Genomic DNA, 13,524 nt, shown 5'->3' with positions numbered 1-13,524 from the left:
TTTTTATCCAAAAAGCCGCACAAAAGCGGCTTTGGTGTTGTGCTGTTGTGTCTCGGACACAAATATAGCCCTGAAACGTCCGCTTGTCTATTGAAAGTCTCACATGACGTATATTTTTGCTGAAAAATTTTTTAGGATTATATTAGGGGTTTCATAAATCAAAAATCCACTTACTTATCGCGGCCAACGCCGCTTTATTTAGGAGAGTCGTTTATGTTGAGCCGTATATTTGCAATTGCACTCGTCGCTGCTGCATTGTGGCACTGTGGTGGCGAGCGCGTCACCCAATCTCAGATTACAGATACTGGCGAACCGGTCACAAGGCCCTTGAGCAAATTGGCTGCTGCCGGGCACGCCTTTGTGGTTCTTGCCACCGTGCAGCAAGCCGATGCGCCCGTAAGCGGTGTGGTGGTCGAGCTTTCGCGTTCTGTTGCCGGGCGTGTGGCCGAGTATGAATGGTCTGCGACCACCAACGACGAGGGACAGGCGCGGATAGAAATTACCTCAGACAGCGGGTATTATCAAGCCCGCGCCCTGCAAGATGGCAGTGAGATCGGGCATTGGTCGAGCATTCCGCTGAATGTCGGCTACGAGGTCAGACTCGACTTGCCCATTGGCGAGAGGGCACGCATCACGTCTTCTGAGCCACTGGAAACGACCCCCGCGGATGAAGCGGCTGCGGCACGGACGAGGGCCTTTTTGGAAGCGGCTATAGCCCGCTACCAGCGCGATGGGCGGGAAGCCACGCTCGCCTACTACGATAGCAAGGAAAGCATTGAGGGCGATCTCGTGCTGCTTGTCATGGCCCAAGGCGACCACACCATCCTGGCGTTAGCTACATGGTCCGGGGGCGTAGGGTCTAATTGGGCTACCCACCCCCGTACCTCTTTTGGACAGCACATAGCGCGAGCGACCGAAGATGGCTATTGGTTTAAGGAGGATAGATACAATATCCTCACCGGTCGGTTAGAACTGGGATGGTATCTCGCAATTTTGCACGATGGTCTCGTCTTTACAACTGCACATGTGGTTTTACCCGATGAACTCGCTACCATTGCACAGGAATACGTGCAAGAGGCAATATCTTATTACAATCGCGAAGGCAGAGACGCAACAGTTGCATATTACAACTCACTGCCAAGCATTGACAAACAGTTCTACCTCTTCCTGATTGACGAAAACGACCTCTACATCGCACATCCAATTTTTCCCCACCTCAAAGGCACGGACATCAAAGACGTGGTCGGCTCCAACGGCTACGAGTTGGGCAAGGAAATCGCCAAAGCCACCGAAGAAGGCCACTGGATCGACTACCCTTGGCCGCATCCGCTTACCTTGCAAGAAGCCCCCAAAGCCGCGTACGCCATTCGCTACGACGGTCTCATCTTCGTCTCCGGATATTACAAGAATCCCGAAGATATGGGGGCTCACACAATCGCGTACGTGGAAAGGGCGATAGAATACTACAAACGCGATGGCCGCGATGCGACTGCGACGTACTACAATAGCCGGGAGAGCATCGATGGGCAGTGGTTCCTAACCCTGGTTGATGAAAACGACCTCATGCTCACGTATCCTATCACACCTCATAGGGTCTGACGTCAAGGCTGGGAGATCGCCAACGGGCTACGAATTTGGCAAGGAAATCGCCAAAGCCACCGAGAAAGGGCAATGGATCAAATTTCCGTACCCTCTCCGGTACACTGCCGAAGACGATTTCTTAAACATCTGGTTCATCCGCTATGATGGTCTCATCTTCTCCTCGGGTTACTTATCGAGTGAGTAGATAAGTGCCAAATACGCCAAAACGCCGTGCAGAAAGATTTGCACGGCGTTTGTTTTTTAGCCGCGAAAAGATGCACTCGCGGCTTTTGTTATATGGCTATTGGATCAACTTGAGATGATGCCCCCCCCTTGCGGGCTTCCCGACCCTGGAACGCCACCCTGTCCGGGTAGGCCGCCGGGCATTGTGCCGGGAACGACGATGCGAGAAGATTCCTGGCGGCGGTATTCTTTGGCTTCTTCAACCATTTGATCAACGGCGTCTTTGATGGCCTGGGGAAATTTTTCTATTGCTTCTTGAAGCGAAGCGGCTTCAATGGGTGCTGAGATTGGCAAAGGCCCCATTTGAGATATGATCTGTGTAGAGCCAATGTATTGGGTGGGACGACTGATGTCGTCTGTGCCATCGGCGTTGATGGGAATCAGGCGTCGAATTGTGGCGACGCGCAAATCGGTGATGGATTCTTCTCGATAGAGGTTTTGTTGATCAACCTGAATCTGATCGAGTGGCAACTGGTCGGCCATAAGAGTCTCCAAAAAAAAGGTTACAGGTCGCGCCCCTGAGGGGCAAAATGAATGTTGGCGTAAATATAGGGCAAGTTGTGCAAATACGCACTTTTATTTTACTCTGTTAAGCCCGTTGAGCGCGGCAACGCGATAGGCTTCGGCCATTGTGGGATAGTTGAATGTGGTGTTGATAAAGTACATGAGTGTGTTAGCCTCACCTTTTTGTGCCATAATGGCTTGCCCAATGTGGATGATTTCAGATGCCTGAGAGCCAAAACAGTGGATGCCCAAAATTTCAAGGGTTTCGCGATTGAAGATAATTTTGAGCATGCCAGTGAGCCTTCCCGTTAGCTGCGCCCGCGCGATATGGCGGAAGTAGGCGTGGCCTACTTCGTAGGGAATTTTTTGAGCTGTTAGTTCTTTTTCGGTAAATCCGATGGAGCTAATTTCGGGAATGGTGTAAATCCCCGTGGGGATGTCTTCTATGAGGCGTTGTTCGCATTCGCCAAAGATGAGATGGGTGGCGGCAAATCGGCCCTGATCGTAAGCCGCACTCGCCAGACTGGGAAATCCGACGACATCGCCAACAGCGTAAATGTGGGGTTGGGCGAGTGTCTGGTACGCGTCGTTGATGAGAATAGAGCCGCGTTCATCGGTTTCGATTCCGATATTTTCCAATCCCATGTTGTCCGAGTTTCCCGTGCGGCCTTCTGCCCAGAGGAGGATATCGCTGACAATTTGTTTGTTGGATTTCAGGAATACGCGCACTTCTTTGTCATTGGCTTCAACGCGGTCGTATTCTTCGTTGTGGCGAATGCGTACCCCGTTTTGGCTGAGATGATAACTGAGGGCGTCGATAATTTCATCGTCGAGATAGGAGAGCAATTGGCTACGGCTGTTGATGAGATTGACTTTTATGCGCAGGCCGCGAAATATGGATGCGTATTCGCAGCCGATTACCCCCGCACCATAGATGGTGATGATGCGCGGCGTTTCTTTGAGGTCCAGGATGGAGTCGCTGTCGCGAATCCGCGGATGGGAAAAGTCGATGTCTGGCGGTTGATAGGGACGAGATCCCGTGGCGATGATAAATCCTTGAGCGGTGTAGCGTTCGATTCCCCCGTTGAGCAATGCGACTTCGACGGTGTGTTCATCGACAAAAGATGCACGACCCAGGATAATATCGACATCATTGCGTTCGTAATAGCCCGTGCGAAGGTCAACCTGATCCCTGATGAGGTCGGCGGCCCGTTCGAGCAAGTCGGGTAAACTCGTCGTGCTATGTGCATTGGTATCGATGAGTTGCTGCACATACTGGCGCAGTGCTTTGCTCGGTATTGTGGCTTTGTGTGTGCTGTTGCCGCCCACATTTTTGAAATTGTCGATGACGGCAACGCGCTTGCCTTCCTTGGCGGATTTCATTGCTGCGCCTTCTCCGCCTGGGCCAGTGCCTATCACGATGATGTCGTAGTCGCAGGTCATGTTGGATCCAGATATCCCAATTGCACGAGAAAGTCGTCCATTTGCGCGACGGTTTGTTCGTAGGCTGAGCCATCGTCACGGCCATAGTTAAAAAAGCCGTGTCCTTTGCCTTCGTACGCGCAGAGTTCACAGGTGTTGCCCGCTTTGTGCATGGCTTTTGTGAAGCGTTGGGCTTGTTCATAAGGGACGGTTGTATCATCTGTGCCGTGAAAAATTATAGTGGGCGGCAGGTTGGAACAGACGTGTTGCAAAGGCGAGATTTCCCGCGGGTCTCTGGGAAAACGTTCGGCGAGGCGTTTTAGTCCAGCCACATCGACGACGGGATTAAAGAGTACCATGGCATTGGGCCGGGAAGATATCGCCATATCTTCATCGGGCGCATCCTGGCCGGGAACAGTACCGGTACACGCACCGACATGACCGCCGGCTGATCCGCCACCTGAGACGATTCGGTTTGGATCGATGTTGAGTTCATCGGCATGTGCCCTCAGCCAGCGAACCGCTGATTTACCATCTTCTACACATTCATAAGGCGAGGTGTAGTGTTTGCTTTTGATGCGGTATTCTGCCGATGCCGCCAGCATTCCGCGTTCTGAGAGATGCTGACAATGCGGAAAAAACTGTTGCGGATTGCCACCCGTCCAGCCACCGCCAAAGAAGAAGACAATCGCGGCTGTCTGTTCGTCGGTATTGGGTTCAAAGATGTGAATTGCGAGTTCGCCCTGGGGCGTGCTTTTGTATATGCGTTGCATGGCTGGTGTCCCTTCTATCGCGTAAATTTTCGATATTTAATCCGATGGGGTTGGTCGGCGTCGGTGCCGAGGCGACGTTTGCGGTCTGCTTCGTACTGCGAATAATTTCCGTCAAAGTAGATGACTTCGCTATTTCCTTCAAAGGCCAGGATGTGCGTGGCAATGCGGTCGAGGAACCAGCGGTCGTGTGAGATGATTACGGCGCATCCGCCAAAATTTTCAAGAGCGTCTTCCAGAGCGCGCATTGTGTTTACGTCGAGGTCATTTGTCGGTTCGTCCAGCAATATGACATTGGCACCTTCCTTGAGGATGCGCGCAAGGTGGACGCGGTTGCGCTCGCCGCCAGAGAGTTGACCAACGAGTTTTTGCTGGTCGGCGCCTGTAAAGTTGAAGCGCGCGAGATAGGCACGCGAATTGATTTCTCGATTGCCCAGAGGAATGAGATCTTCACCGTCTGAGACGGCCTGCCACACATTGTGATTGGGGACGAGGACATCGCGGGTTTGTTCGACATAGGCGAGGCTAACTGTGCCGCCGATGCGGAATGTTCCCGCATCGGGCTGTTCTTCGCCGGTAATGAGGCGAAAAAGGGTGGTTTTTCCCGCGCCATTGGGCCCGATAACGCCGACAATGCCACCGGGCGGCAGCGAAAAGGAGAGGTTTTCGAAGAGGAGTGTATCGCCGTATCCTTTGGAAACGCCCTGGGCTTCGATGACAATATCGCCGAGGCGCGGACCGGGTGGAATATAAATTTCGAGGTCGCGTTCTTTCTCCACACTCTGGTCGAGCAACTGATTATATGCGGTAATCCTCGCCCTGGATTTGGCGTGCCGTCCGCGTGGGTTCATGTTGATCCATTCGCGCTCTCGCGCAAGGGTTTTCAGGCGCTGGCTTTCCCGGTTTGCTTCACTTGCCAGCCGTTTTTCTTTTTGGTCTAGCCACGAAGAGTAGTTGCCTTTGTAGGGTATGCCTTTGCCGCGGTCGAGTTCGAGTATCCATCCGGCGACGTTGTCGAGGAAATAACGGTCGTGTGTGACGGCAATAATGGTGCCCGCATAACGCTGTAAGTGCTGTTCGAGCCAGCCAACGGTTTCGGCGTCGAGGTGGTTGGTCGGTTCGTCGAGCAAGAGAATATCGGGCCTGGAAAGGAGCAGTCGGCACAGTGCCACGCGGCGGCATTCGCCGCCCGATAGGCGATCGACACATGCATCTCCCGGTGGACAACGCAGGGCATCCATTGCCTGTTCGATGCGCGCATCGAGGTCCCATATGTTCTCTGCGTCGATTTTTTCCTGAAGTTCGCCTTGCTGTTCGATTAGCCGATTCATTTCCTCGTTGGACATGGGGTCGGCAAATTTGGCGCTGATCTCATTGTATTCGTTCATGAGGTCAACGTGCTCCTGTACGCCCTGTTCGACAATTTCGCGCACGGTTTTGCCCGGTTCAAGGCGGGGTTCTTGTTCCAAATACCCAATGGTGTGGCCGGGGGCGAGGTGGGTTTCGCCATTGAATTTTTCATCTACACCGGCAAGGATGCGCAATAGCGTACTTTTACCCGCGCCATTCAGGCCGAGTACGCCGATTTTCGCGCCGTAGAAATAGGAAAGAGAAATGTTTTCGATGAGGGGCTTTTTGTCGATGTATTTGCTCACGCGCACCATCGAATAGATGATTTTGTTTGGCTCATTGGCCATGCTGTGTTCCCGGGTTGTCTGATTCCCGACTGCCGAGTAATTTTTCAGCTTCCTCAAGTTGTTGCTTATCGTTAATTGGTAGCCAAAAATCAGCTTCGAGTACTTTAATTTTTCTACCTGCTGCAATCAATTTCATCCATACATCGGGTGTTTCGTATTCGCCGCGTGCGGATGGCGCGATTTCCGCGTCAAAGAAATCTCTGTCCATGACCATCGCGCCGTTCCAAACCAGATTTGAAATAAATGTTTGGGGCTTTTCGATGGAGTGCGTGAGGTTCCCATCATTATCTGTTACCAGAACGCCAAAATGTTGGGGATTCACCACACGCGAGGCAACGAGAGATAGGTCCCGCTGTTGGACGAGTTTCTGAAGGCTGCGCGGTCCAAATATATCATCGCCAACCATGCCCAACCACCGCCCGGTTATTACAGGTGCAGCGACCCGAAATGCATGGGCGATACCCAATGGCTCTTCCTGAACGAGAAATACAATGCGCCGCCCGCCATACAGGCCAGATGAAAAGTGCTGGCGAATCGTCTCTTCGTGCGGTCCTCCTACAATGAATACGAGTTCGCTTATCTCGTGCGGCAATTGATCCAGTGCGTGCTCTATAACGGGTTTTCCCGCTACCGGCAATAAGTGCTTCGGTCCCTCATAATCCATCGCCATCCGCGTTCCCTTGCCGGCTAACAGCACAACTGCTTGCATAAAGTTCTCCCGACGACTGGTTCTTTCAATGACTGTCCCGATAGTGTTGCTTGAGTATATCACTGCCAAAGTCATTGGTCAGGTCGCGCCAGACAGCGTGGATGTGATTGGCCTCGTCCTGGGTGCAGTCGTATTCGGCGAGGAAGGTGGATCCGAGTACGCGATAATAGTGGCCTTCGCCGCGATTCACGCCGCCAGCCCAGGCAAATGCGGCTGTGTCGAGTGAGGTGAGTTTTGCGCGCTGGGCTTCTGCAATTCTGTTGGGCAAGCGGGTGATATATACATCGATGAGGGCGGTGACGACTTCGCGCTGTGACGCGGTCATGTCTTTGAGTTGCAGACCCTCAATCTGGACTTCATCATTTACCTGGGGGACATTGCGGGTGAGGATGTCGGCGGGTGCTTCTTCGCTGATGATCGCCACTCTTTTTTGGTCGCCGTCCAGAGAGGCGAGTAAGTCGCGGGCGAGGTCTTCCTCTTCTTTTAAGGCGCGCAATCCCTCGTGTTCGCCGTGTCGAACCTGTGCGGGATTGGAGCCGAAGAAGACGGGCGTAGGCGCGACGAGCGTGCCTTGGACAATGGTGTAATTGACGGAGACGTGATGGCCTTCAAAACGCCAACTCCAGGTGGTTTCACCATTGGGCGTGCCAAAGATGACGAGGTTGTAGAGATCGGGATCGCGGGGAAACCGCCGTCTGGGACCTTCCACTTCGGCGAGGATGGGTTCCAGGTTGATGATTGTTCTGGCTTTGGTGCGCGCCTGTTCGCTCAGTCCGGTATCGAGCAAGGCAAATGCTTTGTCGCGCTGGTGGGCTTCCATGTCTTTGAGCGCGAGGCCCAATCGGTCGCGCGGGATGTAGTGCCAGTCCTGTCGTGCGTTTTCATCGCCGAAGCCCAGTTGCGCAGTCGCCGCCTGATCGGGACGCAGAGATGCCAAAAATGCCGTGGCAGCATCGGCCATGCGGTTGGCCGTGTCAATTTGGGTATAGAGTTCTTCGAGGTTCATGTTCTCAACTCCTTGTAAGTGTGGATGATTCGATTGATTATCACGGGGAGTCCGATCGCTGTTTTCTCCCTCCTAACGTGGCACCACCATCGATGGTCAGTGCTTGTCCAGTGATATTTTTTCCTTTGTCGCTCGCCAAAAAGACGACCATGTGGCCCACATCTTCAGGGGTCTGTTCGGCTCCCAGGGGTACGCTGTTGCGGATTACATCTTCAAAAATTTCTCTTGCGGTAAATTCTTTGTATGCGGGGTTGTTATTTTTAATTTGAGACGCGATCATTTTCCAGGCGCGCGTCCAGAGGTATCCGGGGCATATTGCGTTGACTCTGATTCCGCGCCCTGCAAGCTGGCTGGCTAAAGTTCTGGTCAAATGAATGACTCCGGCTTTGGCCGCACCATAAGCTGGCATGGACACGCTGGGCATTAACGCGGCGATAGATGCGATGTTGATGATGCTGGATCCGCGGCTGAGATGTGGAATGGCTGCTCTGGATGAGACAAAGGCGGTTCTGAGATTGGTGTGCAGGTGCGCGTCCCAGTCGTCAATGGATAATTCCGTCAGTGGGATTTCCAGCGATGCTCTGGCCGCGTTTGTATCCGGTCCTCCAATGCCCGCGTTGTTCACGAGTATATCGAGTGCGCCGAGTTCTGTAACAACCCGGTCCGTTGCCGCGTTCATGGCGGTTTCATCGGATGCATCGGCCGACAGCCCTATTGCCTGCGTTGTGAGTGTCTTCGCAGTTTCTTTTGCGCCTTCGCCATCCAGGTCGGCAATGGCGATTTTCGCCCCCGCATCCGATAGGTGTTGTGCTATGGCTGCTCCAATGCCTCGCGCAGCACCGGTTATGAGTGCCACCCGATTTTGTAATTCCAGGCTCACGGTTGTTCCTTTTCCAATTCCAATCCGAGTGTTTTTCCCTTTTGTACGGCTGGAATGCCCGCGCTCATCCACACAGGCGCGGGGGCGTCTTTGAGATAGTGGTCAAAGAATTGTTGCAGGCGGATGCTCCAATCTTTGCGGTTGTGGTGTTTGCGAATGCCGTGGGCTTCCCCGTTGTAATTGACCAGCCAGGCGGGTTTGCCCAGGCGACGCATGGCGACAAAGAGTTCGATGCCCTGGTACCAGGGGACTGCGCCGTCGTCGTCGTTGTGCAGGATGAGCAATGGCGTTTGAATTTTGTCTGCCCAGAAGATGGGGGAGTTTTCGATAAACCGCGTAGGGGCTTCCCAGAGCGAGCCACCGATGCGACTCTGGCTTTTTTCGTATTGCATCATGCGACTCAGTCCCGAAGCCCAGCGGATTCCGCCGTACGCACTGATCATATTTGAGACGGGTGCGCCGGCTTCAGCTGCCCGAAATATATTGGTTCGGGTGATCATATAGGCGATTTGATAGCCGCCCCAACTGTGGCCCTGTACGCCAATTCGGTCGGGATTGACAAATCCCTGATTTATGAGGTGCGTCACGCCTGAGACAACGGCGTTGACGGCACTTTCTCCGGGGAAGCCGACTTTGTAGGGGATGTCCGGGATAAAGATCAAATATCCGCGGCTGACGTAAAACGGGAAATTTATGGAGCTGCCCGAGGCTCTGGGTGCGCGGTGGGCGTGTAGTTGATGGGACATTTTTTCATAGAAATAGACCAGCATGGGATATTTCTGGGTGGGATCGAAATTTTCGGGTTTGTAGAGAATGCCCTGCAGGGGCTTGCCGTCGAGCGAGGCCCATTCGACGAGTTCGGCAGTGCCCCACAGGTAGTCTTTTTGCTGCGGATTGATTTCGCTTATTTTTCGCGCATTCTGAAAATTGAGGTCAGAGGTCCAGAGGTCGGGATATTCTTCAAAAGAGGATTGTCTGAAGAGGATTGCGTCGGTGTCTTTGGCTTTTTGGAGATTGGAAAACCGTTTGTCGCGCGCGATGAGTTCTGCGGGTTTGTCGGTGCTTTCAATGCGATCTCGATAGTAGCCCATGGCTTTGGTTTTGAGATTGAAACCCGATAAGAGCAAATCGGCTTTTGGATCGCGCGCCCGTTCTTCGGGGTCGAGGCGTACATATCGAAAGCGCGTTTCGGTCTCGCGACCAATCCCTTCGGTGATGTTGACGGGTGCTTTGCGCCCGTTGGGATCGGTGAGCCAGATGTCGTAACGGTCGTATATGAGAAATTCTTTATCGCCTTTTGTCCACCCGGCATTGCCATGTGCGCTGGGTGGATACGGCCAGTCGTGCAATTCGTTGTGAATGGGATGGGGGATATTTTTGCTGACTCTGACGCGGATCATATTTTTGACATGCTGAACATACCAGTTTTTCTGGATGCGATCCCACCAGTAGATGTATTTGGACTCGGGTGAAAGGGTGGGACGCGTCTGCATTTTGGTGAGTACGCGCATTGCTTCACCGGTTTTTATGTCGATCAAATAACTGTCGTAATAAGCTGGCGAATCCCACGAAATGAGTTGTCGGTAGGGGAGAATCGAATAGCCTACCGCGACATCGGCATTGCCCTCGCTTCCCAGACGAATATTGGGGATGATTTCTGTGGCGAGTTGAACGATTTTGCCATTGTTGAGGTGAAAGACGGCGCGATATGTGCGTTCGCGTTCCTCTTTGGCATCTTTGAGTTGCATGGGTTGGAGATAGGGGTCTTTCCAGTTCCAGATATCGACTGCGACTTTTTCGTCGTCGGGCGTGTCGTCTTCTGCTTCCTCTTCTGGTCTGGGGGCGGTGCCAAAAAAGAGGCGGTTGCCGTCTTTGGAAAAGGAGAGGTTGGCGTGTTCGCTGACCCACCAGTTTGGGGGGATGCCCTTTATTCCAGATCTGGCGATTTCTTTTGCTTTATTACGCGAGCCAACGGGCCAGTAATAGAGGACGTATTCCTGTTGCTCTGCGTTAAAGCTGTCGCGGTTGGCAATAAATGCGAGATGGAGACTGGATTCGTCAGTTGTGATTTTTTTGTAATCGCCCGCGCCCGTGAGTATGGCTGTGGTGTCGCCCGTGCTGGTACGAATAGCGTAGATGCCATCGGCTGTGCTGTCTTTGTTGGCGGCGGCAAAAATGAGATACGAACCGCTTTCTGTGAAGGCGTAGGAGATTACATGGTTATATCGCGTTTCAGCACTGGTTTGCAGGTTGCGGAGAACGAGTGTGGTGCCTTCGGCTTTTTTGCGCTTTTTCTTTTTGGGGTCTTTCGGTTCTTCTTTTTTTGCTTCTTTAGTTTCGGGTTTTTGCTCGGGCTGTTTTTCGGATTTGGGTGTTTCTTTTTCAGGTTCGGGCGCTTTTTTCTTTTTGTTTGCAGTAGTGTCTTTTTTTGCGATTTCTTTTTCCAGCAAATAGGCGACCCATCCTCCGTTTTCTTTGGGTATTTTGAAGGATTTGACGCGCGCAGCCTTAAAGATATCTCCCGTGGCGAGGGTGATGATGCCAAGTGAGTCTTTGGGCGATTCTTCGGGTTTTTTCTTGTCGCGTTTTGCCTGTTTTACCGAGTCTTTGAAGGCTTTGATAAGGGTGACGATATAACGCGAGTCTCTGGTGAATCGAATGGCTTCTCCGCGCAGTATTGCGTATGTGCGGTCACCTGTGAGGCTTGCGATTCGGAGTTCGGTGTCTTTTTCGTCCGGTCCGATGGAGAGAAAAGCCCATTGGCCGTTGTCGGAAATATTACTGGCATGCGTGCGGTTCCACACGTCGTACACGTCGTGATCCAGCGGCTTTTTCTGCTGGGCAAAGACGAGTGGCGATAAACACAAGAGCACAGATAGAAGGCAAGTAGATAGACGCATAGGTGAACTCTCAGAGATAGGTCAAATTTTTTGTTGGATCGTTTTGGTCAATATAATAGATATACAGCGGTGGGCAAAAGTAAAAGACGCACTGGTGAATCTACAAGAAGACACTTGCAAAAATGTCGCTTTTAAGCTACATTCAGTATATGCAGGAAGCAATCCCCCGACAGATTGAGGAATATATCACTGCTGAAGGCCGAGTCCCCTTCAGCCAATGGCTCAAGAGTCTGAACGACCGAAAGACTCGCGCACGAATTAGAGTTCGTTTGGACCGCCTAAGCATGGGTAACCTGGGCGATTGTCGCTCTCTGGGCGGTAGCCTCTATGAACTTCGGCTCAACTATGGACCTGGCTATCGTGTCTATTTTGGTGAAGTCGGCGAACGGGTTATTTTACTTTTGGCTGGTGGTACCAAAAAATCTCAACAAAGAGATATCGTTCAGGCCAGAAATTTTTGGACCGATTTCAGGAGGCGAGAGTTATGAGCAAGACATCGAGACCATATAAGCCGGAATTGCTTAAAGCACTTCAAGACCCTTTAGAAGCCGCAGAATATTTGAACGCAGCTCTGGAAGAAGATATGAATGAGTTGTTTCTGTTAGCACTCCGAAATGTTGCAGAAGCTTATGGTATGACACGGCTCGCTGAGGATGCACAATTGAACCGTGAGTCTATGTATCGCATGTTATCGGAGAAGGGCAATCCGCAATTTACCAGCCTGATTTCCATTTTGAGGCAACTTGGATTGAAACTCTCTGTTCAAGTAAAGGAATCAGTCCCTATGTAGCCCGCTTATCAATCTCCTCATAAAACACAAAAGCCGACACATAAACGTCGGCTTTTACTTTTTTGGCCCTTTTGGCGGACACTCAGAAATTTGACTCTACGTGATATTCGGCAGAGTATTCTTTCAAGTTCTTTTTTATTTGCTGAAACTGCGTGTATGAACATGTACCCGCTGGAATTTCGATGGGGTGTGCGGGTTGGGCTTTTGGAATGATTTCCACGCCGTTGATTTTGAGGTGCATCGCCTGGATTTCATCCCAGGATATTTTTTTTGCGTGTCCGCGTCGCTTGGCTTTGATCTCCAGCCCTTCATTGCTGAATACCACACGCGGTCGTCCGAATTTTTTTGGAAGACAGAGAGTAACGATTATTGCAACGATGATAGTAATACCGCCAAGTAGCAGAATCCTGGCTGTTATCCAATCAAAGGTATGGTGTGCGTCCGACAGTTGCTGCCAGCCCTGGTATATGCAGTTGATTGCGAGTACAATGGTGAGAACGACAAATAATTTCGTCCGGCGTGGATCTTCTGTGTCAAGGTAAATTGTAAAAGTATCCATGTGTTGTCCTCTAAAATTTCACATGTGAAGAATAGGGCTTATCGCTCAGTCTCATCCTTTGAAACCTCACCCTGATCATCCTCTGAAATATGGCGGATTTCTCCAGCGCGTTGCTGAACAACTTCCTGGGCTGCGCGTTTTTTGTCTTCGTTGAGCATGAGGTCTGTTGCACCGAGCATTGTGGTAGCCGATCCGCCTGCACCTTTGCGACTGCCTTTCACAAGCGCGTAAATTGCATAGCCGATGACGAGAATCAGGATAAGAGTAAAGATGGCGACACCCATGAGATGTTCCATTTAAGTCTCCCGAAAGATCGTGCTTTCGCGTTCAAACCATCTGGCGCAGCCGTAGAGGCTGAGGGCTGCAAGGGCGATGAGTGAGGCATAGACTTCGAATAATAGGGGTAGTTTGATGGTTCCCGCGAAAATTTCTTTGGAGGCAAGGGAGACATTTAAGACCGGTA

At 51.8% G+C, this 13,524-nt stretch carries 13 protein-coding genes; 3 read left to right on the top strand and 10 right to left on the bottom strand.

What is annotated here, in order from left to right; genetic code table 11:
- Positions 1-213: 213 nt before the first annotated feature.
- Positions 214-1,599 carry a cache domain-containing protein gene (locus tag OXG87_11295; protein MCY3870133.1) on the top strand — a complete coding sequence of 462 codons (1,386 nt, stop codon included), beginning with the start codon at positions 214-216 and terminating at the stop codon, positions 1,597-1,599.
- A 291-nt stretch (positions 1,600-1,890) separates the two neighbouring features.
- Here the strand turns inward: OXG87_11295 and OXG87_11290 are convergent, their stop codons facing one another.
- From OXG87_11290 to OXG87_11255, 8 genes are all read right to left on the bottom strand, one after another.
- The gene (locus OXG87_11290; protein MCY3870132.1) at positions 1,891-2,307 is read right to left on the bottom strand and encodes a hypothetical protein; all 417 of its coding nucleotides are present in this window, start codon (positions 2,305-2,307) and stop codon (positions 1,891-1,893) included.
- Positions 2,308-2,400: 93 nt separating this feature from the next.
- Positions 2,401-3,771, bottom strand: coding sequence for a Si-specific NAD(P)(+) transhydrogenase (gene sthA, locus OXG87_11285; GenBank protein ID MCY3870131.1), 1,371 nt, complete (start codon positions 3,769-3,771; stop codon positions 2,401-2,403).
- Positions 3,768-4,523 (bottom strand): alpha/beta hydrolase, encoded by a 756-nt coding sequence (locus tag OXG87_11280; protein ID MCY3870130.1) that lies wholly within the window; start codon positions 4,521-4,523, stop codon positions 3,768-3,770. Before OXG87_11280 ends, sthA begins: the two co-directional genes overlap by 4 nt.
- Positions 4,524-4,537: 14 nt before the next feature.
- Positions 4,538-6,217, bottom strand: a complete 1,680-nt coding sequence (gene ettA / locus OXG87_11275; GenBank protein MCY3870129.1) for an energy-dependent translational throttle protein EttA — start codon at positions 6,215-6,217, stop codon at positions 4,538-4,540.
- Entirely contained in the window at positions 6,207-6,926 is a 720-nt protein-coding gene (locus OXG87_11270; GenBank protein ID MCY3870128.1) for a sugar phosphate nucleotidyltransferase, read from the bottom strand. The genes ettA and OXG87_11270 overlap by 11 nt, the downstream gene beginning before the upstream one ends.
- Positions 6,927-6,951: 25 nt before the next feature.
- The gene (locus OXG87_11265) at positions 6,952-7,932 is read right to left on the bottom strand and encodes a DUF3500 domain-containing protein (GenBank protein ID MCY3870127.1); all 981 of its coding nucleotides are present in this window, start codon (positions 7,930-7,932) and stop codon (positions 6,952-6,954) included.
- Between the two features lie 40 nt (positions 7,933-7,972).
- A complete protein-coding gene (locus tag OXG87_11260) occupies positions 7,973-8,812 on the bottom strand; it encodes an SDR family oxidoreductase (GenBank protein ID MCY3870126.1) in 840 nt (279 codons plus the stop codon).
- Positions 8,809-11,712, bottom strand: a complete 2,904-nt coding sequence (locus OXG87_11255) for a prolyl oligopeptidase family serine peptidase (GenBank protein MCY3870125.1) — start codon at positions 11,710-11,712, stop codon at positions 8,809-8,811. Before OXG87_11255 ends, OXG87_11260 begins: the two co-directional genes overlap by 4 nt.
- Before the next feature lie 149 nt (positions 11,713-11,861).
- Between OXG87_11255 and OXG87_11250 the strand changes: the two genes are divergently transcribed.
- Together OXG87_11250 and OXG87_11245 are read left to right on the top strand one after the other, a co-directional pair.
- Positions 11,862-12,200: a type II toxin-antitoxin system RelE/ParE family toxin gene (locus tag OXG87_11250; GenBank protein ID MCY3870124.1), complete on the top strand. Its 339-nt coding sequence runs from the start codon at positions 11,862-11,864 to the stop codon at positions 12,198-12,200.
- The gene (locus tag OXG87_11245) at positions 12,197-12,502 is read left to right on the top strand and encodes a putative addiction module antidote protein (GenBank protein ID MCY3870123.1); all 306 of its coding nucleotides are present in this window, start codon (positions 12,197-12,199) and stop codon (positions 12,500-12,502) included. The genes OXG87_11250 and OXG87_11245 overlap by 4 nt, the downstream gene beginning before the upstream one ends.
- 82 nt (positions 12,503-12,584) lie before the next feature.
- On the opposite strand, the gene OXG87_11240 is transcribed toward OXG87_11245, so the two are convergent.
- Both OXG87_11240 and OXG87_11235 read right to left on the bottom strand, forming a co-directional pair.
- On the bottom strand, positions 12,585-13,061 hold the full coding sequence (locus OXG87_11240) for a hypothetical protein (protein ID MCY3870122.1): 477 nt from the start codon (positions 13,059-13,061) through the stop codon (positions 12,585-12,587).
- A 38-nt stretch (positions 13,062-13,099) separates the two neighbouring features.
- Positions 13,100-13,357 (bottom strand): hypothetical protein, encoded by a 258-nt coding sequence (locus OXG87_11235; GenBank protein MCY3870121.1) that lies wholly within the window; start codon positions 13,355-13,357, stop codon positions 13,100-13,102.
- Positions 13,358-13,524 lie beyond the last annotated feature (167 nt).

The sequence above is a fragment of the Gemmatimonadota bacterium genome (assembly GCA_026706845.1).
GTDB lineage: Bacteria > Latescibacterota > UBA2968 > UBA2968 > UBA2968 > VXRD01.
This window is presented reverse-complemented; position numbering and strand designations above follow the sequence as displayed.